Source organism: Eggerthella timonensis (assembly GCF_900184265.1).
Classification (GTDB): domain Bacteria; phylum Actinomycetota; class Coriobacteriia; order Coriobacteriales; family Eggerthellaceae; genus Eggerthella; species Eggerthella timonensis.
The window spans coordinates 3845741-3867036 of record NZ_FXXA01000002.1 but is presented as its reverse complement, the minus strand read 5'-3'; the positions used below and the strand labels follow the sequence as shown (position 1 = coordinate 3867036).

14 protein-coding genes are annotated in these 21296 nt (G+C 65.9%); 7 read left to right on the top strand and 7 right to left on the bottom strand.

From position 1 onward, the window contains the following. The first annotated feature begins 14 nt into the window (after positions 1–14). On the top strand, positions 15–584 hold the full coding sequence (locus tag C1A15_RS16595; RefSeq protein ID WP_101723593.1) for a TetR/AcrR family transcriptional regulator: 570 nt from the start codon (positions 15–17) through the stop codon (positions 582–584). A gap of 108 nt (positions 585–692) precedes the next feature. Here the strand turns inward: C1A15_RS16595 and C1A15_RS16590 are convergent, their stop codons facing one another. The 4 genes from C1A15_RS16590 to C1A15_RS16575 are packed head-to-tail and all read right to left on the bottom strand — an operon-like array spanning position 693 to position 5511. Then, on the bottom strand, positions 693–1589 hold the full coding sequence (locus C1A15_RS16590) for a dimethyl sulfoxide reductase anchor subunit family protein (protein WP_101723592.1): 897 nt from the start codon (positions 1587–1589) through the stop codon (positions 693–695). 30 nt (positions 1590–1619) lie between these two features. Then, positions 1620–2468, bottom strand: a complete 849-nt coding sequence (locus tag C1A15_RS16585) for a dimethyl sulfoxide reductase anchor subunit family protein (protein WP_101723591.1) — start codon at positions 2466–2468, stop codon at positions 1620–1622. Between the two features lies 1 nt (position 2469). Beyond that, positions 2470–3087: a DMSO/selenate family reductase complex B subunit gene (locus C1A15_RS16580; RefSeq protein WP_101723590.1), complete on the bottom strand. Its 618-nt coding sequence runs from the start codon at positions 3085–3087 to the stop codon at positions 2470–2472. Positions 3088–3090: 3 nt separating this feature from the next. Beyond that, positions 3091–5511, bottom strand: a complete 2421-nt coding sequence (locus tag C1A15_RS16575; protein ID WP_101723589.1) for a DMSO/selenate family reductase complex A subunit — start codon at positions 5509–5511, stop codon at positions 3091–3093. Positions 5512–5735: 224 nt separating this feature from the next. Here C1A15_RS16575 and C1A15_RS16570 point away from each other — a divergent pair, with 224 nt between their 5' ends. Then, a complete protein-coding gene (locus C1A15_RS16570) occupies positions 5736–7265 on the top strand; it encodes a helix-turn-helix transcriptional regulator (protein ID WP_101723588.1) in 1530 nt (509 codons plus the stop codon). A gap of 89 nt (positions 7266–7354) precedes the next feature. Beyond that, positions 7355–8794 (top strand): helix-turn-helix transcriptional regulator, encoded by a 1440-nt coding sequence (locus C1A15_RS16565; protein WP_101723587.1) that lies wholly within the window; start codon positions 7355–7357, stop codon positions 8792–8794. A gap of 109 nt (positions 8795–8903) precedes the next feature. On the opposite strand, the gene C1A15_RS16560 is transcribed toward C1A15_RS16565, so the two are convergent. Both C1A15_RS16560 and C1A15_RS16555 read right to left on the bottom strand, forming a co-directional pair. After that, on the bottom strand, positions 8904–10472 hold the full coding sequence (locus C1A15_RS16560; RefSeq protein WP_101723586.1) for an FAD-dependent oxidoreductase: 1569 nt from the start codon (positions 10470–10472) through the stop codon (positions 8904–8906). A 185-nt stretch (positions 10473–10657) separates the two neighbouring features. Then, positions 10658–11920 (bottom strand): ATP-binding protein, encoded by a 1263-nt coding sequence (locus C1A15_RS16555; RefSeq protein ID WP_245865070.1) that lies wholly within the window; start codon positions 11918–11920, stop codon positions 10658–10660. Positions 11921–12167: 247 nt separating this feature from the next. Here C1A15_RS16555 and recJ point away from each other — a divergent pair, with 247 nt between their 5' ends. The 4 genes from recJ (at position 12168) to C1A15_RS16535 (ending at position 19870) form a co-directional block, all read left to right on the top strand. Further along, the gene (gene recJ / locus C1A15_RS16550) at positions 12168–15530 is read left to right on the top strand and encodes a single-stranded-DNA-specific exonuclease RecJ (protein WP_101723842.1); all 3363 of its coding nucleotides are present in this window, start codon (positions 12168–12170) and stop codon (positions 15528–15530) included. A 24-nt stretch (positions 15531–15554) separates the two neighbouring features. Continuing rightward, positions 15555–17963: a RelA/SpoT family protein gene (locus tag C1A15_RS16545; RefSeq protein WP_101723585.1), complete on the top strand. Its 2409-nt coding sequence runs from the start codon at positions 15555–15557 to the stop codon at positions 17961–17963. Further along, positions 17960–18616, top strand: coding sequence for an MBL fold metallo-hydrolase (locus C1A15_RS16540; protein WP_101723584.1), 657 nt, complete (start codon positions 17960–17962; stop codon positions 18614–18616). Before C1A15_RS16545 ends, C1A15_RS16540 begins: the two co-directional genes overlap by 4 nt. 291 nt (positions 18617–18907) lie before the next feature. Next, complete coding sequence (locus C1A15_RS16535; RefSeq protein ID WP_146001884.1) at positions 18908–19870, top strand: hypothetical protein; 963 nt, start codon at positions 18908–18910, stop codon at positions 19868–19870. A gap of 198 nt (positions 19871–20068) precedes the next feature. Here the strand turns inward: C1A15_RS16535 and C1A15_RS16530 are convergent, their stop codons facing one another. After that, positions 20069–21220 (bottom strand): nitrate/nitrite transporter, encoded by a 1152-nt coding sequence (locus tag C1A15_RS16530; protein ID WP_101723582.1) that lies wholly within the window; start codon positions 21218–21220, stop codon positions 20069–20071. Positions 21221–21296 lie beyond the last annotated feature (76 nt).

Here is a 21296-nt window from a genome sequence, read left to right as displayed (position 1 = left end):
AAAGGAGGTCGGCGATGAAGTACGACGTGACGAGGAAGCCCACGCGCGGGGCGCAGCGCACGCTCGACGCCTTTTCGGGGTCGTTGCTGACCCTGCTGGCCGAGCAGCCGTTCGAGCAGGTGACGGTCAACGAGCTGTGCCAACGTGCCGGGTATCCGCGCGCGACGTTCTACAACTACTTCGACGACAAGTACGATCTGCTGGATTACGGCTGGATGCGCATCGGGGCGCATCTGCAGCTGGACGAGGCCTCGTCGATGAGTGCGGAGGAGGGGCTGCGCGTGTGCTTCGATCGCGCGTACGATCTGTGCGCCGCGCACCTCGACGTCGTGAAGCGCACGCTTGCTTACAATGCAGGCTCGGGCTACCTGCTGAACCGCCTGCGCGGCGTCATGCAAACCCAGATCCGCACGATGCTGCGCGCCTGCCCCGAGCGTGTGGCGGGCCGCATCCCCTACGAGCTGATCGCCGACCACTTCGGCAACACGCTGTTCCTCGTGCTGGAATGGAGCCTGCTCGGCGAACGCCGCTGCACGAAGGCGCAGGCCTACGAGTACCTGCGCTACCTCCTCGCCGGGGTGTGAGACAGAGGGACGGTGAGACAGAGGGACGGGGTAATTGTCTCATTTTGCGGGCAAAATGAGACAATTACCCCGTCCCTCTGTCTCACCGTCCCTCTGTCTCCCTCTGTCTCACACCCCCAGCGTCATGTGCAGCGCGTAAAACGTGAAGCGCACAGCGAAGCATGCGGCCAGCGCCAGCACCGCGCTTGTGGCCGTCAGCGCCAGTCGCGCCGCCCGCGTGCGCTGCGCGGCGGCGAAGGGGTCGTTGCCGCCGCCGATGGTGCGCCGCAGCGCTCCCGCGCCGCCCAGCGCGATGGCGATCGCCTCGCACGCGGCGTACGCGCCGATGACCAGCGGCATCGCCGGTACCAGGTCGACGGCGCGCGTGGTGGTGGTCGCGATGCCGCCCAGCTCCTGCCACTGCATCCCCAGCACCGCGGCGTTTCCTACAGCGGCAAGCGCGGTCAGCGCCAGCAGCGCCGCGGTCATGCGCCCGCTCGGCTCCTGGCGCGCCAGCAGCAACCCGAACAGCCCTACCAAAGGCCCGCTCGACAGCGCGTTCAGCCACAGCGTCAGCGGCGCGGTGGGCAGGTTCCACGTGGGAACGGAGGGCACCGAGTACGCCACGGCGATGTACCCCACGAACACGAAGCCCGCCACCGCGGTGGCGGCCAGCCACGCGACGCGGAAAGAGCGTCGTAGGTCGTCGCGGAACGACAGGATCCAGTACACGCCGCCCAGCGCCAGGAACGCCACGGCGGCAACCACCTCGTTCGAAAGGGGCGAGCGGCCGATGCCGGTGATCACGTACAGCGCGTTCGCGGGCGTTCCCAGATGGGTGGCCGACGCGATGAGCCCCGAGATGGCCAGCACGAGCGGCACCACGAGGTAGCGGCTGATGGTGCCGGCGCGCTCTTCGTCGCGGGCCAATACGATGGCGAGCGCCATGGTGAGGTATCCCATGACGCCCGCCGGAGCGATGGTGGTGAACAGCACGAGGGTGATCTCGTTGAGCGCCGTCTCCATGCTGCCGCCCCTTTCCTTCGTCGCGCCTGCTTACAGCGCAATGCCCATGTACAAGCCGTAGAACCCGATGCGCGCCACGAAGATGCCTGCGGCGACGATGATGCAGGCTGCCGCCATGAGCACCGGCGCGAACGCCTTTTTCGCCGCGACGAACGTCAGCGCCGCGGCGACGAGACCGCACACCGCGAACGCGCCCAGCAGCATCCAGATGGCCGGCACGAGCTCGGCCGCCGACGACCAGATGTTGCGGATGGCATCGAGCCCTGCGATCTGCACGCCGAAGCCCACCGTGCCCACCGCCACGCCGGCCAGCGTCAGCGCGAGCGCCACGGTGCCCGCGCCTTTCGGCAGGCCTACCTGGGCGAAGCCCACGGTGCAGAAGCCCAGCACCGTGCCGCCCGCCAGCATATAGCCCACCATCTGCACGATGGACAGCGGCGTGTTCCACGTGGGGATAGTGTACATCATGTAGGCCAGTCCGCAGAAGGCGGCGAACACCACGGCCAGCGCCGCAAGCACCACGAGCAGCGTCTTGCGCAACGCGAACGACAGCCTCCCGGCCAGCGCCAGCACCCAGTACGCCACGGCCAGCAGGGCGAACGCCACGCCGACGAGGATCTCGTTCGACAGCGGGGAGGCGCCCACGCCCGTGAACACGCCGAAGGCGTTGAAGGGGCTCGCGAGGTGCATGAATGCGCCGAGGAAGCCCACGGCCAGCACGGCGAGCGGGAGGGCCGTCCAGCGATCGAGGCGCTTCGCGGCGGCCTCGTCGGGCTGGCCGGCTATGAACGCGTACGCCAGCGCGATGAACGCTCCGGCGCCCATCGGCGCCAGGGTGGTGAATACCGCCAGCGCGGTGTGCTCGAATCCGGTTCCCATGTTACTTCACCTCCGCGGCGTTGGCGACGACGCACGACGTGGAGCCGCACGGCTGCGACGAGGCGCAGGCTTTGATGAGGAAGTTCGGCGTGGTCACGCTGGGGTCGGGCAGCGGCGCCACAGCGGCCAGCTCGCCGCCGCTCGGCAGGCTGTCCATCGGGCCGAACGACAGGGAGCGCATGGAGCACGCCTCCACGCACACGGGCTGCTTACCCGCGGCCACGCGCTCGGCGCAGCCGTCGCACTTCACGCTGTGGCCCTTGTCGCGGTCGACATGCGGGTTGCCGTAGGGGCAGGCCAGCTCGCAGTAACCGCAGCCGATGCAGCGGTGCGTGTCGACCGACACGATGCCGTTGTCGTCCTTGTGCATGGCGCCGGTGGGGCACACGTGCGTGCAGGCCGGGTTCGCGCAGTGGCTGCACGCGAACGAGGTGTAATACGTGTAGGAATCCGTGGTCCAGGTGCCGTCGGCCGCCTGGTTCCACGAGCCGCCTTCCAGCTCGTACACGTGCCGGTACGACAGCTCGAGCGGCAGGTCGTGGTAATCGCGGCACGCGGCCTCGCACGTTTTGCAGCCCGTGCAGCGCGTCGCGTCGAAGTAAAATCCGTACTGCGTCATGGCTTACCCCTCCACCTTCTCGATCGTGCCGATCACGCTGTGCTGGCCCGTGCCCTTCGACACCGGGGCGCAATGGCGGCTGGTCAACGTGTTGCTGCATCCGCCGTGGTCCACGCGGTCGCCCTGCATGTCGGCATCGTGCCACGCGCCCTGCGGGTACATGATGACGCCGGGGATCACGCGGTTCGTCACCTTCGCCGTGGTGCGGATCTCGCCCTGCGCGCTCACGAGGCGCACGGGATCGAGGTCGGCGATGCCCTGGCGCTCGGCGTCGATCGGGTTGATCCACGCCTGGAACGGCGACAGCTTGTGCAGCACCTCGTTGGCGGCGTACGTCGAGTGCGTCGTGCCCTTGTGGTGGAAGTCCACGATCTGGAACGGGAACTCGTCGGTGGTGGCGTCGGGTCCGTCGAAGCCCGGATAGTACACGGGGATGGGCGAGATCACGTCGCCGTCCTGCACCGTCCACGTTTCGGCCATCTCGGCAAGCTCGGGGGAGTAGATCTGGATCTTGCCCGTGGCGGTTTTCAGCGGGTTCGCCTCGGGGTCGAGGATGAACTTGTCCACGTCGGTCGAGGGCCCGGTGTCGTAGGTGAACGCGCCCATCTTCACGCCCTCGTCGTACGTAGGCAGCTCGGGCTTGTCCTCGCGCAGCTCGTCGTAGAGCTTGCGGCACCAGTCCTCGCGCGTCATGCCGCCCTCGGAGTACTCGTCGTACACGCCCAGGCGCTTCGCCAGCTCGCCGCACACCTCGTACACTTCGCGGCGTTCGAACTTCGGCTCGTAGAGGGGCTGGCCGAAGCGGATGCCCTCCACGTCGTTGCTCTCGCCGGCGGCCGTCAGGCTGTACGTTTCCTGCGGGGTGAGGTCGGGCAGCACGATGTCGGCCCAGTTGCACGAGGCGGTCCGCGCCACGTCGTACTGCAGGATGAACTCGCACAGGCTCTCGTCGCGCAGGATGTCGGTGGTGAAGTTGATGTCGGCGTTCTGGTTGGCCATCATGTTGTTCCCGTAATTCACGAGGAACTTGATGCCCACCTTGAGGCTGTCGGCGTTCTGGATGCCGGCATTCGTGGCGGTGAGCTTCGCCCCGTCGCGGATGGCTTCGGGCCACAGGAAGTTCGGGAACTTCGTCTTGATGGGGTTGTCTCCCGTGGGAAGCGAGCTCAGGCCGATGTCGTCGTTGCCGATGGTGCCGCCTGACGTGGTTCCGGGCTTGCCTACCTGGCCTACCAGCTGCGGCAGCACCATGATGGCGCGCGCGGCGTTGTCGCCGTTGGTGTGGCGCTGCGGCCCGAGGCCCTGGCAGATGTAGCACGGGTCGGACTCGGCGATCTCGTGCGCCAGCTTCACGATGCGCTCGGCCGGGACCTTCGTGATGGAGGCGGCCCATGCGGGCGTCTTCTCTACCTGATCATAGCCGGTTCCCATGATGTAGTCGCGATACGACAGGTGCTTGCCGCGTGCGTCCTCGGGCATGCTCTCCTCGTCGAATCCCACGCAGTACGTGTGCAGGAAGTCGAGGTCCACGAGGTTCTGCGAGATCAGCTCGTGCGCGATGCCCGCCACGAGCGCCGCGTCGGTGCCCGGCACGATGGGGATCCACTCGGCTCCCTGGTTCGTGCACGTCTCGTTGCGGCGCGGATCGATGACGATGATGCGTGCGTTCTTCTTCTCGCGCACCACGTTCAAGTCGTAGCCCGGGCCGTCGCCGGCCATGCGCATGTCGTTCGGGGCGAAGCCGAACAGCACCACCAGCTCGCCCTCCTGGATGGTCTTGAGCGAGCGGTTGCCCCACGACTTGCCGTAGGTGTACGGCACGGCGCCGAAGCTGATGGCGGCGCTCGAGTAGCTGCCGTAGCGGGTGACCTCGCCGCCCAGCAGGTTGAACAGGCGGAAGAATGGGTTGTTCATCATGATGTTCTGCTCCACGCCCGAGCATTCCTGGATGAACACGCTCTCGTTGCCGTACTTCTCGGTGATGCGCTTGAACTCGCTGGCGATGGTGTCGAGCGCCTCGTCCCAGCTGATGCGCTCGTACTGGCCGTCGCCGCGCTTCGTTCCCTCGACGCGCTTCATGGGGTAGTTCAGGCGGTCGGCGCTGCCCAGCCACGGGCGGATCGAGCGTCCGCGCAGGCAGGCGCGCGCCTCCACGGCGCCGAACGACGCGTCGCCGGTGTTGTCCGATTCCACGTACTTCAACTCGCCGTCCTGCACGTGGCACTGCAGCACGCAGGCCCCTCCGCAGTTGACGTGGCAGTGCGTCCACACGATGCTCTCGCCGTCGCCGCCCTCGTCGCCGTACGCTTGCGGCGTCGGCGCGTACAGCGTGCTCGCCGCGGTGCCGCAGGCGGCCAGCGCTCCCAGCGCTCCGGTCGATGCGACGAACGTGCGGCGGGTCAGCGTGGTGCGATCTGTTGACATGCAACCCCCTCCATTCTCGTTTCGTGCGAGGCCTCCCAACGGCGGCGCGGCCTCTTCGTCTGCGGCAGACTATAGGCGCTCGCCGCTCGCGATGTTGTCACCAGAATGTTGTGATATTTGTATATTACCAGGTCAAAAGCATCACCCTGTCACCATGTTGGCTGGCGGCGTCCGACGCGTCTGCTAGAATGACCCTACGGTGATAAGGAGGGGGACTCTCGCACATGCGTGCTCCATCAGCATTGAAACCGGACGTGCCAAGCTTCGGCTACGCGACGTTTCTATCCATCAACGCAACGTCCATCTGGGGCGGCATCTACCCCTACTTGCCCGCATTCTGCCAAACGTCGCTCACCACCATCGTATTCTACACGGTTCAGATCGCCGCGTTCTGGCTGGCGTTCTGCGCGGCCATGGCCTTCACGTGGGCCCGGCCCAGCCTCTCGCGCGGGGCGCATGTGCTCGCGTTCTCGGCGCCGCTCGCATTCGGGCCGCTCATGCTGGTGGGGGCCATGTACCTGGAATCGCTCGCGCTCGTGCTGGTGGTGGGCGCGGCAGCGCTCATCGGCGTGGGGTCGGCGGGCTACCTTATGAGCTGGCAGCGCGTGTTCGCCTCGCTCGACAGCGCGCGGGGCAACCTCGCGCTCATCAAGGGCACCGGCTTCTCGGCGCTGCTGTACTTCTTCCTGTGTTTCATCCCCACGGCGCTCACCGCCTACCTTATACCGCTGGTGCTGGTGCCGCTGGCCGGGCTGTGCCTGTGGATCGCCGCGCGAGCGACGGATGCGCAGCAGCCCATGTTCGACGACGTCCCGCGCGAGCATGCGGTGGTGTACAAAAACGCGCTGCGCGAGAGCTTCCTTCCGGCGCTGTCGGTGGGCGCGCTCGGGTTCTGCTCGGGCGCCATCCGCTTCATTGCGGTCACGCACCAGGAGCTGCTCAGCACCATCAACATCTTCTCGATGTTCGCGCTGCTGGCCGTGGTGGCCGTGTTCTACGGGGCGTGGCGGCGGCGCACCATCCACGTGGATCTCATGAGCGTGTTCCGCGTGCTGTTCCCCATCGCAGCGACGTGCCTCATCGTGCTGCCGTTCGCCGGTTCCGCGTTCACCACGGTGGGAAGCGGCGTGACGTACGCGTGCTTCATGCTGGCGACCGTGCTCATGATGATGCACTGCGGCCAGATCTCGCGCGACAGCGGCATCAACCCGGTGCTCATCTTCGCGTTCTACGGCACCATCACCTACTTCATGCAGATGTGCGGCTACCTGGTAGGCTACGCCTCGGGCAGCGCGGCGGGGCTCGGCGTGGAGCAGCTGTCGTTCGTGGCGCTCGTGGCCCTGTACGTGATGCTGCTCATCGCGCTGGTGGGGCGCAAGGTGGGCAAGCTGCACACGAACCGCCTGGAGTTTCTCATGCTCACGCCGAAGGCGCCGCAAAAGGAGACGTCGGCCGAGATCGCCGTGACGCAGGCGGTGCGCTCCCGTGACGAGGCAACGTCGGCCGGTGCGGGCGCAGAGCCGCAGCTGGCCGACCGCGTGTCGAAGCGCTGCAAGCGCCTGAGCGAGCTCTACGGCCTGTCCAGCCGCGAGGCCGAGGTCATGGAGCTGCTCGTGCGCGGCTATTCGGGCCCGGCTATCGCCGAGATGCTGTTCATATCCGAGAACACCATGCGCACCCATTCGAAGCGCATCTACGCGAAGCTCGACATCCACAAGAAGCAGGAGCTGCTCGTGCTGGTGGAGCAGATGTAGGGAGGACGCGCTCTTGGCGCGCCCCGCCGCGCCACGGGGCGCGGTATACTGCGTGCAGGAAACCAAGGCGGGGGAAAGGGCGTGCGGGCGTGCAACTGGATGCGGCAAAAAAGACGCGGCTGCTCGTGGCGGTTGCCGTCGTGGGGTTCGGGCTTCTGCAGGGCGCGCGGCTGCTCGACCTGGGCACGGGGCCGTACTCGCCCGAACCGTACGCGGTCGCGGGCGTCGCGGCGGGAGGCATCACGTACTTGAGCGTGGCCATCCTCTCGTACCTCGGGCGCCTCGACCGCGCATTGCCGCTGTTCGTGGGCGGTTGCTGCGCGCTCGTGGCGCGCGTGGCGCTGGCCGCCAGCCCCGAGACGCTCGGCGTCGTGCCCTTCGTGGCGGCCCTTGCCGGCGGCGTGGGGTGGGCGCTCATCATCCTGTGTTGGATGCAGGTGTTCGCCAGCTACCGTCCCAGTTGGGCGCTGCCCATGATCGCGGCCGGCTACGTGGTGGACACGTTGCTCGTGCCGGTGAGCACGGCCCTGTTCCCGCTCGGGCGCGACCTCGTGTTCCTCGCGACCCTCGTGGTTTCGCTCGTGGCGCTGGGCGCGTGCATGCGCGCCGATGAATCGGTAGCGAAGGTGATGATGCCGCAAGACGCGCCCGCCACGTCGATGGCGGAGCTCGCCGCGCGCACGAAGCGCGCCGTGGCAGGCGCCATCGTGTTCTCGGCGTCGTGCGGGTTCGTCGTGCAGATGGACATCGCGAGCGGGATGCACTACGCCCAAACAGCGGTCACGTCCATTCTCGGCGTGGTCGTGTCGTTCACGCTGTGTCTGGGGCTCGTGCTCGTGCGACCGAAGAAGGCGAGCATCGACGTGGCCTATCCCGTGTCGGCCCTGGCGCTCATGTCGGTGCTCATGTTCCGCAGCGCGAACCCCGCCGACACCACGTGGTCGGGACCGCTCATGGTGGTGCTGCTCATCACGTTCTTCTGCCTCATCTGGATGGCGTTCACGAGCGAGGCCTACGAGCGCAAGCTGCCGTCGCTCTTCCTGCTGGGTCTTGCGGTGGGCGCATCGCAGCTGTCCATCGCCGCCGGTCGCGCGCTTGCGGCCACCGACGTGGGCCTCCTCGCGTCTCAGCATTTCGACATCGCGCTGACCGCCATCATCTGGCTTTTGGGCGCGTCGGTGGCGCTGCTGTTCCTCAGCTACCTGTGGCTGTTCGCGAAGAGCAAGGAGAGCGGTTACGTGGACGCGCCCGACGAGATGAACGAGCCAACCGCGTCCATCGAGTCGCTCAACGCCGCAGCGCTCGAGCTGCTGCGCGACACCTACGACCTGTCGGCGCGCGAGTTCGAGGTGGTGGGCGAGTTCTCGTCGGGCCGCAGCGCGCGCTACATCGCCGACTACCTCATGCTGTCGGAGCATACGGTGAAGACCCATCTGCGCCGCGCCTATGCGAAGCTCGGCGTCCATTCGCGCCAGGAGCTGCTCGACCTCATCGATCGCATGGAAACCGCCATTCATCAGCGACGATAGGGTTCCTTCATGGCGAAGGCCGCCGGAGGGGATTCCGACGGCCTTCGCAGGAGGGAGGGAGGAGCCGCAATGCGCAGCCTCGTGCGCGAGTTCGCGGGCGGCGTGCGGGCTAGGCGGTTTCGGCGGCGACGTTCTTGCCGGCGATGCGGCCGAACACGATGGAGCTCATCTGCCAGTTTCCCGAGATGGTGATGCTGCCCAGCGGGCCGCCCGTGCACATGCCTGCGGCGTACAAGCCGGGGATCACGGCGCCGTCGAAGTCCACCACGCGCGCTTCGGCGTCGGTTTCCAGGCCGCCGTGCGTGTAGATCTCGCGGCAGGTTTCGGCGGGGCCGGCGTAGAACGGGGCCTGGTCGATGGGCGTCATGTGGTGCGGGTCCTTGCCGAATTCCTCGTCAACGCCCGTTTCGCAGAACCCGTTGTAGCGCTCGAGGGTGGCGAGCGAGGCGGCTTGCGGGATGCCGAACACCTTCTCCATCTCGGCGGCGAGGCCCTCGAGCGTGTCGGATTTCGCCATGAAGCCGCCCGCCACGAACTCGTCGAGCTTGTCGGCCGTGAACTTCATCGAGCCCGTGACGTCGGGAACGTGACGGCCGTCGATGACGGGGTAGTAGACGTTGCCCGGCAGGTCGATCACGTCGAGCGCGATGTCGCCGCGCGATTGGCCCTCGTCGGTGAAGCGCACGCCCTCGGGAGTGAGCAGCACCTGGTTCACCGCGCGCGTCACGCCGGCGGGCGCCACCTTCTGCTCCATGACCTCGGGCACCGAGTAGTAGGGATCGAACATGATGTACTCCATGTGGCGCACCGAGGCACCCACCTTCTGCGCGGCGCGGATGGCCTCGCCGGTGTAGGGGCCGTAGGGCATGCCGAAGGCGGCCAGCGTCTCAGCGCACTTCTGCACGGTCTCGGGCACGGCCTTGAGGTGACGGGGAATCAGCACGTCGTCGTCCGACCAGGGGCCGGTGCAGATGACCACGCCTTTGCGCGCCTTGATGCGCTTGTCGTCGGCGACGACGCCGACGATGCGGCCGCTCTCGTCGTCGCGCACGAGCTCGGTGAGGGGCGTGTCGGCCATGATCTCGCCGCCGGCCGCCTGGATGGCCGCCGAGAGCTTCACGGTGAGGTCGCCCGGCGTGGCCAGGATGTACTTGCCCTGGCCGTGGCGGCCGTCGGACACGCGCAGGGTGTCCTTGAACTCGCAGCCGTGGTCGATCATCCAGTCGAGGCTGTCGGCCGAGTTGTCGCAGTACACCTTCGCGAGCGCCTCGTCGGCGGTGCCGTACGACACGCGCATCGCGTCCTCCAGCATGATCTCGGCGCTATCCTCCACGTCGTCGAAGTTCTGCGGAAGGTGCAGCTTGGAGTCGTAGGCGCAGTACTGCTCGCACACGCTGGTGATGCCGCCGGTCATCTTGCTCTTCTCGATCATGATGATCTGCGCGCCCGCCTCGAGCGCCTCCATGGCCGCGGATACGCCCGCGGCGCCCGAGCCAACCACCACGACGTCGGTCTCCTTATCCCAAGAGCCGTCGCCCGTCTTCGCTGAAGCGTTGCCGGCGCACGCGCTCAGCGCCGTGGCGCCCAGCAGGCCCGCCGCGCCGATGCCGGCGCCTTTCAGGAAGTTCCTCCTCGAGAGGCCGTTGTGCTGTGCGTGCTGTGTGGTTGCGTTCGTCATGTCGTTCTCCCTTTCCCGTTCCCTTAGCCTTGTTCGGTTGCGGCGCGATCGTCTCAATCGCTGCCAACGGGATGCACTATGCGCTTGCCGGGCCGCAGGCTATCGCACGAAAGGGTTCCCCGCTGTAGCACGAAAGGTATGAACCGATCGTTTTTCCTGATGGGAAGGGATTATCTGATTGAAGGCTATGGCTTCAGGCATCCGATGGGAACGACGTGCACTCCATCATCGCGTGTGTAGGCATAACCTTCTGCGGTGATGACTGCGAGGAATGCGGGGCTCCCCATAGCTTGCTGGTCGATTTTGTCGGCAAGCAGAAGGAGGTTCTTCGACCCCTCGTCGACGTAGGCGTCTCCGAGCTTGACTTCGACGAGCCCCCATCGCCCATCGTCCAACACGATGACGGCATCCGCTTCGAGCCCGCTTTTGTCGCGATAGTGAAACACGCGCCCTCCAAGCGCATCGGCGTATACGCGTAAATCCCTGATACAAAGCGTCTCGAAGAGCAACCCGAAGGTGCGCAAATCCTGCAGCAGGTGATCGGGGCTTGCTCCGAGCGCAGCGACGCCGATAGATGGATCGACGAAGCATCGAGTAGGGGAGGTGCGCACGGCGGTTTTCGAGCGAAGCTGCGGATTCCATGCGCTCAGCTCCTCGATGACGAAAATATCAGTCAATGCGTCGAGATACCTGCTCAGCGAGGGCTGCGAGAGCGTTTCCCCCGCCGGGCTCATGTCTTCGCGCAAGGTTGCGTCACTCGCCTGTGTCGCGATGTTTCGTGCGTAGGATCGTAGCAGCGCGCGTGCTTTGTCGGGATTGCGGGAAACGCCGTCTACGCGGGAAATATCCTCCTCGCAGATGGTTTCTACATAGTCCCGCGCCGTAGCGAGTGCCGCGTGCCTGTTGGGGATGAGCACCGATGCCGGCCAACCGCCTCTGGACGCGAGAAAGGCGATGTCTTCGATGGTTTGGCTCGAAACGCCTTCGATCGGCGTCGATGGGTCGAATAGGCAGGCGAGCGACACCTCGCCGCTCGACTCTTGCGATTCGAACAGGCTCATGGGTCGCATGGTGAGAAAGGCGAATCGGCCGGTGCCGGAGTGCAGCGGACGCTCGCCCGGAACCGCGGAGCCGGTGAGTATGAATCGTCCTGGCTCGGGATCTTGGTCGACGGCGAATCGCACGGCATCCCATATCTGGGGAGCGATTTGCCATTCGTCGATCAGGCGTGGCTCATCGCCTCGAAGAAGGAGCGAGGGTTTCACGAGCGCCGCTCTCATGTTCTGCTCGTAGACGTCAGGGTCTTGCAGATACAGCACGCTTTTCGCCTGTTGCTTGGCCGTTTCGGTCTTTCCGCACCATTTTGCACCCTTGATCTGCACAGCTCCCTTGCGCTTGAGACGATCAGCGAGCATGCCGTCGGCGATTCTGGGTAGGTAGGTTTTCACGTCTTTCGATCCTTTCGTCGCTTCACGCTAAAGAGAGTATAGGAATTTTCTCATTTGGCTTCAATTTGTTTTCTCATTTGGCATAATCTTGTTTTCTCATTTGACGCCTTTTCGGCGAATAAACTTTCGGTGCATCTCTCGTGCATGTCGCGTGTGCCGCCCGCGCCTTTGCCGGTGACACCGCACCTCGATTGTGGGACAATGGAACGTGAACTATTCGAATTCACGCATGTTAGGTATGAGCGCCATGTCTGCCCAGTTCAACATCAGAGCGGCCGACCCCGCGTCCGTGGTGCGCCTCGAACGCGAACTCGGTCTGCCCCGCTTCATCGCCGCGACGCTCGTCGCGCGCGGCATCGACCAGCCCGCAGCCGTCCATCGCTTCCTCGAGCCGTCGCTCGAGCGCGACTGGCTGGACCCCTACATCATTCCGGGACTGTCCGACGTCGCCGACGCGCTGGAAGCCGCCATCAAACGCGGCGACCACATCCTCGTGTTCGGCGACTTCGACCTCGACGGCATCTCGGCCACCACCGTGCTCACCCGCGGTTTGCGCGCTTTCGGCGCGCAGGCTACGCCCTTCATCCCGCTGCGCTTCGACGAAGGCTACGCGCTGTCCGAGGCCGCCATCACGCGCGCGTGCTCGTTCGGCCCGGACTTCATCGTCACGGTGGACTGCGGCATCGCCTGCAAGGTGGAGGCAGCGGCCGTGGTGGAGGCGGGCCTCGGCCTGGCCATCACCGATCACCACGAGCCGGTCGATCTCGTGCCCGAGGGCGTGCCCGTGGCCGATCCGAAGTGCGACCCGGCGTGCCCGAGCTCCATCCTGGCGGGCGTGGGCGTCGCCCTCAAGCTCGTGCAGGCGCTGGGCGGCCGTTTGGGGCAGCCGCACCTGTGGCGCGACTTCACCGACTTCGCCACGCTGGGCACGGTGGCCGACCTCATGCCCATGCGCGACGAGAACCGCGCCCTCGTGGCCGACGGCATCGCGCGCATGAACGACGCGCCGCGCCCCTGCATCGCCGCGTTGCTGGCCACCAGCGGCGCTGCCGACAAGCCCATCAGCGCCACGAACCTCAGCTTCTCGGTCATTCCGCGCCTCAACGCCGCCGGCCGCATGGGCGACGCGCAGCTGGCGCTCGATCTGCTCATGACCGATGACTTCGAGGAGGCGAACCGCCTGGCCGCCAAGCTGGAATCGGTGAACGACCAGCGCCGCGCCATCGAGGCCGAGCTGTCCGAGATCGCGAAGGCCCAGGCGGCCGAGATCTACCACGGCCAGCGCGCGCTCGTGGTGTCGGGCGAGAGCTGGCACGAGGGCGTGAAGGGCATCGTGGCAAGCCGCCTGGTCAACACGTACGGCGTGCCCAGCCTGCTGTTCACCATCGACGGCGACGAAGCGCGCGGCAGCGGCCGCAGCGTGGGCCAGGTGAACCTCTTCAAGGCCGTGGAAGGCGCGTCGGACCTGCTCACGCGCTTCGGCGGCCATGAGGCAGCCGTGGGCGTCACGCTGCCGGCCGACAAGCTGCCCGAATTCGAGCAGCGCCTGTGCGCCTACATGGATGCGCTTCCCGAGGGCGCGTTCCATCCGCTCGTCAAGATCGACGCCTGCGTCAGCCTCGACGAGCTCACGCTGGACAACGTGGCGCAGCTGGACAAGCTGGCCCCGTTCGGCCAGGAGCATCCCGTGCCCGTGTACCTCGCGCGCGACGTGATGCTGGCGAACTGCCGCGCCGTGGGCGCCGAGAAGAACCACTTCTCGTGCACGCTGTCGGACGGGCGCGCCACCGTGTCGGGCATCATGTTCCATTGCACCGACATCGAATCGCTCATGCGCACCGACAGCGTGGTGAACGCGGCGTTCGAGGTGCAGATCGACGAATGGCGCGGCCGCAAGTCGGTGAAGGCCATGCTGCAATCGCTCGCGCCCGCGCGCACGTGCGGCGCGCTGGAGGCGTGCCTCAACCCCGAGAACCTCAGCTTCGTGGCCGACCTGTACGCCACGAGCGACGCGGAGCTGTGCGCGAACGCGCCGCACCGTCCCGAGGACGTGGAGGCCTACGAGGCAGCCCGCGCCGCGAACCGCGCCTGTTGGGAACGCAAGGCCCAGGAGGATCCCGCCGCGCTCGAGCAGGAGATCGTGCGCGCCATCATCGGCGACAGGCCGCTGCACGACGCGCAGCGCGCCATCCTCGACCACCTGCGCGCCGGCCGATCCACGCTGGGCATCATGGCCACGGGCCGCGGCAAGTCCCTCACGTTCCAGGTGCACGCCGCCACGCGCGCGCTGGCGAACCACGAGGCCAGCCTGTTCGTGTACCCGCTGCGCGCCCTGATCGCCGACCAGGCCTTCCACCTGCGCGAAGCGCTCGACTCGTTCGGCATCGGCGTGATCACGCTCACGGGCGAGAGCACGCCCGACGAACGCCGCCAGGGTTTCGCCGGCTTGGCCGACGGCACGTACGACATCGCGCTGACCACGCCCGAGTTCCTCGCGTGGCACGCCGACGAGTTCGTCGCCACGGGCCGCGTGCGGTTCGTCGTGGTGGACGAGGCGCACCATATCGGGCTGGCGAAGGCGGGACAGCGCGTGGCCTACGCCACCATCGGTTCCGCCATCGCGAAGCTGGCCGGACCTGGCGGCGAAGCCCCTACGGTGCTCGCCCTCACGGCCACCGCCGACGACGACGTGGCCGCCGCCATCAAGCGCGAGCTGCCGGTGGACGCGTGCGTGTACGATCCGGCGTCGCGCCCCAACCTCGAGGTGGACGACCAGCGCAACCTCAAGAACCGCGACGACTACCTGGCGAATCTCATCGCGTCGGGCGACAAGACGGTCATCTACGTGAACTCGCGCGAGCAGTCCGTGGCCGTGGCGCGCGCCCTGCGCAAGCGGGTGCCGCAGCTGGCGCCCCTCATCGGCTTCTACAACGCCGGCCTCGCGCGCGCCGAGCGCAAGCGCATCGAAGAGCTGTTCCGCACCGACGCGCTGTCGGTGCTCGTGGCCACGTCCGCCTTCGGCGAGGGCGTGGACATCCCCAACATCCGTCACGTGGTGCTGTACCACCTGCCGTTCAACGAGATCGAGTTCAACCAGATGAGCGGCCGCGCGGGCCGCGACGGCAAGCCTGCGGGCATCCACCTGCTGTTCAACCGCGGCGACTGCTCCTTAAACGAGCGCATCCTGCGCGACATGACCCCCGACCACGATTGCCTGGCGCAGGTGTACCGCCGCCTGCGCAGCCTGCAGCGCGAGAGCTCCGAGGCGTTCTTCGCCATGAGCAACGCGGACCTCGCGAAGGCGGCCACCACCGACGCGTTCCCCGTCAGCCCCGCGTCGGCGGCCTGCGGCGTGGCCGTGTTCCGCGAGCTCGGCCTCATCGAGACGCACACGGCGTTCGGCGAGGGCGGCATGGCGCGCTCCATCCACGTGGTGGAGACGCAGGACAAGGTGGAGTTGACGGACAGCGTACGGTACCGTGAAGGTTTGGGGGAGCGCGAGGTGTTCCACGCATTCCGGGACTGGGCGATGAAGAGCGATTCTGCTACCCTCCATATACGCGTGTCGCGCCCCATTTTGCCGGGTGACGCGGCGGGCGACGCGCGCTAGCGCGCACGCTTGAAGGGAGGAGCAATGGGCAAGAACAACCATGAGGAGCTGCTGGGCGGCGCACCCGAGGCGACGTCGAACAAGCAGACCGTGGAAGACAACCTGCTCGGCCGGCCCCATGTGGCCGAGAAATCGTTCGCGCCCGAGGCTAAGAAGGACGCGCAGGAGCCGCGCACGCCCGAAGAGCGCTTCGCCGAGCTGCAACGCCTGACCTCGGTGTACCTCTCCGAGGACGACGAGGCCATGCTGGCGAAGGCGTTCCGCTTTGCGAGCGAAGCGCACGAGGGGCAGTGCCGTAAAAGCGGCGAGCCGTTCGTGGCGCACCCCGTGGAAGTCGCCATCATCCTGGCCGATTTGCGCATGGACGTGGAAACGCTGTGCGCCGCGCTCTTGCACGACACCGTGGAGGACACGAGCGTGACGCGCGACCAGGTGGAAGAGGAGTTCAACGCGCAGGTGGCGCAGCTGGTAGAGGGCGTGACGAAGATCACGCGCATCGAGGTGGAGAGCCTCACCGACGAGCAGGCCGCCACCATCCGCAAGATGTTCGTGGCCATGAGCAAGGACATCCGCGTCATCGTCATCAAGCTGGCCGACCGCCTGCACAACATGCGCACGCTCGGCGCGCTGCGCGAGGACCGCCGCATCTTCAAAGCGCGCGAGACGCTGGAGATCTACGCGCCCATCGCGCACCGCCTCGGCATCAACAACATCAAGTGGGAGCTTGAGGACCTGTCGTTCTACTACCTCGAGCCCAACAAGTTCAAGCAGGTCAGCCGCATGGTGACGGAGAGCCGCTCCGAGCGCGAGGGCTATCTCGACCAGATCATCTCCATCCTGCACGACGAGATGGACAAGGTGAACATCCAAGCGCAGATCATGGGCCGTCCGAAGCACCTCTACTCCATCTACCAGAAGATGACGAAGAAGGGCAAGGGCTTCTCCGAGATCTACGACCTCATCGCCGTGCGGGTCATCGTGAAGTCGGTGAAGGACTGCTACTCGGCCCTCGGCGCGGTGCACACGCTGTGGCACCCGATGCCCGGCCGCTTCAAAGACTACATCGCCATGCCGAAGTTCAACATGTACCAGAGCTTGCACACCACGGTCATCGGGCCGGCCGGCCGCCCGCTCGAGGTGCAGATCCGCACCGAGGACATGCACCGCCAAAGCGAGTACGGCGTGGCGGCGCACTGGCGCTACAAGGAGAAGGGCGGCAAGAGCGGCGACGCGCTCGACCAGCAGCTGGCCTGGCTGCGCCAGATGGTGGACTGGCAGGACGAGTCGCAGGACTCGCGCGAGTTCCTCAAGGACCTCAAGGTGGACCTCGCGCCCACGGAGGTGTTCGTGTTCACGCCGAAGGGCGAGGTCATGAGCTTGCGTTCGGGCTCGACGCCCGTGGACTTCGCCTACGCCATCCATACCGAGGTGGGCAACCACTGCGTGGGCGCGAAGGTGAACGGCGCCATCGTGCCGCTGACCTACGAGCTGCAGCTGGGCGACCGCGTGGAGGTGCTCACGCAGAAGAGCGCCAGCCCCTCGCGCGATTGGCTGGGCATCGTGAAAACGCCGAGCGCGCGCAGCAAGATCCGCTCGTACTTCAGCAAGGTCAGCCGCTCGGACGATCTGCAATACGGCCGCGACCGGTTGTCGCGCGAGATGCGCAAGCACGGCCTGGGCATATCCAGCGCCCAGTCGATGCGCGCGCTCAAGTCGGTGGCCGACCATATGGGCTACAACGACGCCGACGACATGCTCGTGCACATCGGCACCGGCAAGGAAAGCGCCCAGCATGTGGCGAACCGCCTGCTGAAGATACTCGTGGACAAGGGCAAGGAAGCCGAGACCGCCATGGACTACGTGGCCGGCGACATGTCCACCGGCAAGCTGCCCCCGATGCTGACCAGCGTGAAGGCGCCGAAGAAGCACGAGGCGCACACGTCGAACGGCGTGGTGGTGAAGGGCGTCGACGACGTGCTCGTGCGCCTGTCGCGCTGCTGCAACCCCGTGCCGGGCGACGAGATCCTCGGCTTCGTGACGCGCGGCCGCGGCGTGTCGGTGCACCGCGCCGATTGCCCGAACGCGCAGGACCTCAAGCAAACTCCCGAGCGCATCATCGACGTGGCCTGGGAGAACGATCTTCCGAAGAACACGTCGTTCAAGGTGGAGGTGTTCCTCGACGCGCTCGACCGCATGAACCTGCTGCGCGACGTGGCCGTCATCCTGTCGGAGCAGGGCGCGAACGTGCTGTCCAGCTCCACCACGTCGCATCGCGACGGTATGGTGGAGATGCGGTTTTTGTTCCAGGTGTCCGACATCAACCATATCGATATCGTGCTGAGCAAACTGCGCAGCATCGAAGGAGTGTTCGACGCGCGCCGCATGGTGCCCAAGGCCGGCGGCGGCAAGAAAAAGACTAGGAGCGACTCATGACTTCCAAAGTGAAGGGCACGTGCGTGCCCGTCGAGTACCTCGTGCTCGGCATGCTTGAGAACAACGTGTACATCATCAACGACGGCAAGGCCACCATCGTGGTGGATCCGTCGTGCAAGGCCGACGAGATACTCAAGGCGGCGGGCGGCTCGGTGGACGCCATCGTCCTGACTCATCGCCATTCCGACCACGTGGGCGCCGCCAAGGAGCTGCGCGACAAGACCGGCGCCACGGTCATCGCCTCGGCCATCGACGCGCCCATCATCTCGGGCGAGAAGAAGCTGCCGCGCGACGACATGCGCTTCACGCCGTGCCCGGTGGACCACGTGGTGAACGACGGCGACATCCTCAAGATCGGCGACATGCCGTGGAAGGTCATCCTCACGCCGGGTCACACGGAGGGCGGCATCTGCCTGTTCATCGACCCGCGCTTCGGCACGAACCCCGAGGGCGCGCCGGTGCTCATCTCGGGCGACACGCTGTTCTGCGGCTCCATCGGCCGCGTGGACTTCCAGGGCGGCGACATGAACGCCATGCGCCGCTCGCTCAAGCGCCTGGCCGTGCTGCCGGACGAGACGGTGGTCCTGCCGGGCCACAACAGCACCACCAAGATCGGCAACGAACGCAAAAGAGTGTTCGCATACTACGCGTAAGCGGACGGCGACTCGCTGTCCCGCGTGCTCGGCATGCGTGGACAAAATCGGCTTCCGGGACTGATTTCTCGCTCGAAACCTCTGGATCGGCTTCTCGCCACCAGGGGTTTCTCTGTTTTCCGAGGATGACGCTACTTAAAAATCAGTCCCAAAGGCCGATTTTGTCCATGACGTCGTGACCTGTATAATTAACGGGAGCCAAGAGCCTCCCCGTGCGAAGCTAGTGGCAAGCAGCTGCAAAACCTGACGGGATAGATTCAATGCGAGTCGAAACATGGTAGGCTTCCTCTTGTGAGCATCCTCCTGTCCAACATATCGGCGATGGAATTCTGGCGCTATGCAGCGCACGTGAACCGGTTGCCGCCCGCTTCTGCACGGCGGATTCTCGATGCTCCGCTTGAAAAGCCGCGCTGCCAAGAATTCGCATCATTGGGGGATCGCGGTTTCTCGTTTCTCTCGAGCCCTATCCATGTGCTCGTGCACGACAAGGCGTCGCGCAGCCATAGAAGCGCGGTGCGGAGTCATGTGACGTCATGCGATCTCCTATGCCGCAGTGTCGTTCGGCTGGCCGAGGGGCTGTACGTGGCGACTCCAGCTGCATGCTTTTTCGATTTGGCGACGTCGCTTTCGTTTCCCCATGCAATCGAAACGGGCTTCGAGCTGAGCGGGCGGTATGCTCGGAGCGTCGGTGAATTCGACGAGCTTGCGAAGCGCGCGCCTCTGGTCAGCGTCGCTGCGCTCGAGCGTTTTCTGCAGCGCATGGAAGGCGTTCGGGGGACGGCGAAAGCGCGCAGGGTCCTGCGCTTCGTGAGGGACGGCTCCCGGTCTCCGATGGAAACGGTGACGGTCGTGCTTCTGTGCCTTCCCGCAAGGCTGGGCGGGTACGGGCTCCCGTATCCGGTGATAAATGCCGTCATCCCGGTGCCGCAGAAAGATCGCCCGTTCGTGAAGAAAAGCTACTACGAATGCGATCTCTACTGGCCCGAAGCCAAGTTCGCCATCGAGTACGATTCCAACCTTCACCACACCGGCGCGACGCGCATCGCCGAAGATGCGAGCAGGCGCGTCGATCTGGCTTATTTGGGAATCGAGGTGGCGACGCTCACCCAACAGCAAACCTACGACCTTCGCGAGATGGACCGGATCGCCCGTCTGCTGGCCAAGCGGCTGGGCAGACGCCTTCGCGAGGAGCGGCTCGACCCATCGGGCGTGCAAGGAGCGTTGCGAGCGCATCTCCTAAGCTCTGACGCATGATGATTATCTAATTCGTAAGATCATGGACAAAATCGGCCTTCGGGACTGATTTTATGTCGTAACGATCATGAGGAATTGAGAAACCCCTGGTGGAAAGTTTATAACCAAGGTAACCCGAGCGAAAAATCAGTCCCGAAGGCCGATTTTGTCCACGCTAGTTGGGGCGGCACGTCTCACGTCGGCAAGCTGGTCGCGCGCTCATGCCCTGGCGCGCTCCCTACCCCGCACCGCCAGCGCGATGCCCAAGCACGCCAGCGCGAAGGCGCCGAAGGCGGCCAGTCCGGGTACGTTCGTGCCGAACAGCAGCGTCGAGGCCGACAGCACGAGCGGCGGGAAGAAGCCGCCGAGGCCGCCCATCATGGACACGATGCCGTTCGCAAGGCCGGCCTGCTTCGTGAAGTACGTCGGCACGAGCTTGAACACCACGCCGTTGCCGATGCCGCATGCGAGACTGACCAGGTAGATGCCCGCCAAGTACACCGGCAGCCCCGGAGCGACAGCCAGCACCACGGCTCCCGCGACGATGCCCGTGAACACCACCGCCAGCAGACGGTAGCAGTTAAAGCGGTCGGCCAGCCAGCCGCCCAGCACGCGCACGGCCGCTGCCGCTACGATGAACACCGAGGTGGCAATACCCGCCGACACGCCGTCCATCGCGTAATGCGACGTGAGGAAGTTCGGCAGGTACACGGTCAGCGCCACGAACGCGCCGAACGTCACGAAGTAGAACAGGGAAAGGTACCACAGCCGCGCATCGCGCCCGATGGCTTTCAGCTGCTCGACGACGGGCGTTTTCACGCGCGGCTCATCGCGGTCGCCCAGCACGAAGTTCAGCACGATGAACGCCGCCAGCAGCACGAGGTACAGCTTGACGGCGATGCGCCAGCCGAAGGCCACGGCGGCGACGGGCGCCAGCCAGGTGGTGAGCGCGGTGCCCATGTTGCCGAACCCGTACACGCCGTTCACGAAGCCGTGGCGCTCCTTCGGGTAGTATTTCGGCAGCGACGTGACGCCCACCGAGAACACTGCACCGGCGATGCCCAAGAACGTCCCTCCGATAAGCAGCCCTTGGCAGGTGGTCGTCTCGCTCAGGAACCACACGGGCACCACGAGCACGATGAAGCTGGCCAGGAACACGGCGCGGGCGCCGAACAGGTTCGCGCAGTAGCCGAAGGGTACGCGCAGCACCGATCCCAGCACCACGGGGATGGCGGTGACGAGCGCTATTTGGTCGGGAGGAATGTAGATGTCCTGCTTGATGTACGGAAGCAGCGACGACAGGATGACCCATACCATGAATCCTGCGATCAGATCCGCTGTCTGCAACGGCAGCTGGAAGCGCTTGTTCATATCGATTCCTCCCCCGGCCCCACGTCCGACATCGGAGCCTCCCCTCGATACGTTTACTTTATCACGCATCGATGCC

Bases quoted from the DNA above. Each gene is read 5' to 3' on its own strand.
- C1A15_RS16595 (WP_101723593.1), top strand. From the start codon at position 15: ATGAAGTACGACGTGACGAGGAAGCCCACGCGCGGGGCGCAGCGCACG.
- C1A15_RS16590 (WP_101723592.1), bottom strand. From the start codon at position 1,589: ATGGAGACGGCGCTCAACGAGATCACCCTCGTGCTGTTCACCACCATC.
- C1A15_RS16585 (WP_101723591.1), bottom strand. From the start codon at position 2,468: ATGGGAACCGGATTCGAGCACACCGCGCTGGCGGTATTCACCACCCTG.
- C1A15_RS16580 (WP_101723590.1), bottom strand. From the start codon at position 3,087: ATGACGCAGTACGGATTTTACTTCGACGCGACGCGCTGCACGGGCTGC.
- C1A15_RS16575 (WP_101723589.1), bottom strand. From the start codon at position 5,511: ATGTCAACAGATCGCACCACGCTGACCCGCCGCACGTTCGTCGCATCG.
- C1A15_RS16570 (WP_101723588.1), top strand. From the start codon at position 5,736: ATGCGTGCTCCATCAGCATTGAAACCGGACGTGCCAAGCTTCGGCTAC.
- C1A15_RS16560 (WP_101723586.1), bottom strand. From the start codon at position 10,472: ATGACGAACGCAACCACACAGCACGCACAGCACAACGGCCTCTCGAGG.
- recJ (WP_101723842.1), top strand. From the start codon at position 12,168: ATGTCTGCCCAGTTCAACATCAGAGCGGCCGACCCCGCGTCCGTGGTG.
- C1A15_RS16545 (WP_101723585.1), top strand. From the start codon at position 15,555: ATGGGCAAGAACAACCATGAGGAGCTGCTGGGCGGCGCACCCGAGGCG.
- C1A15_RS16540 (WP_101723584.1), top strand. From the start codon at position 17,960: ATGACTTCCAAAGTGAAGGGCACGTGCGTGCCCGTCGAGTACCTCGTG.
- C1A15_RS16530 (WP_101723582.1), bottom strand. From the start codon at position 21,220: ATGAACAAGCGCTTCCAGCTGCCGTTGCAGACAGCGGATCTGATCGCA.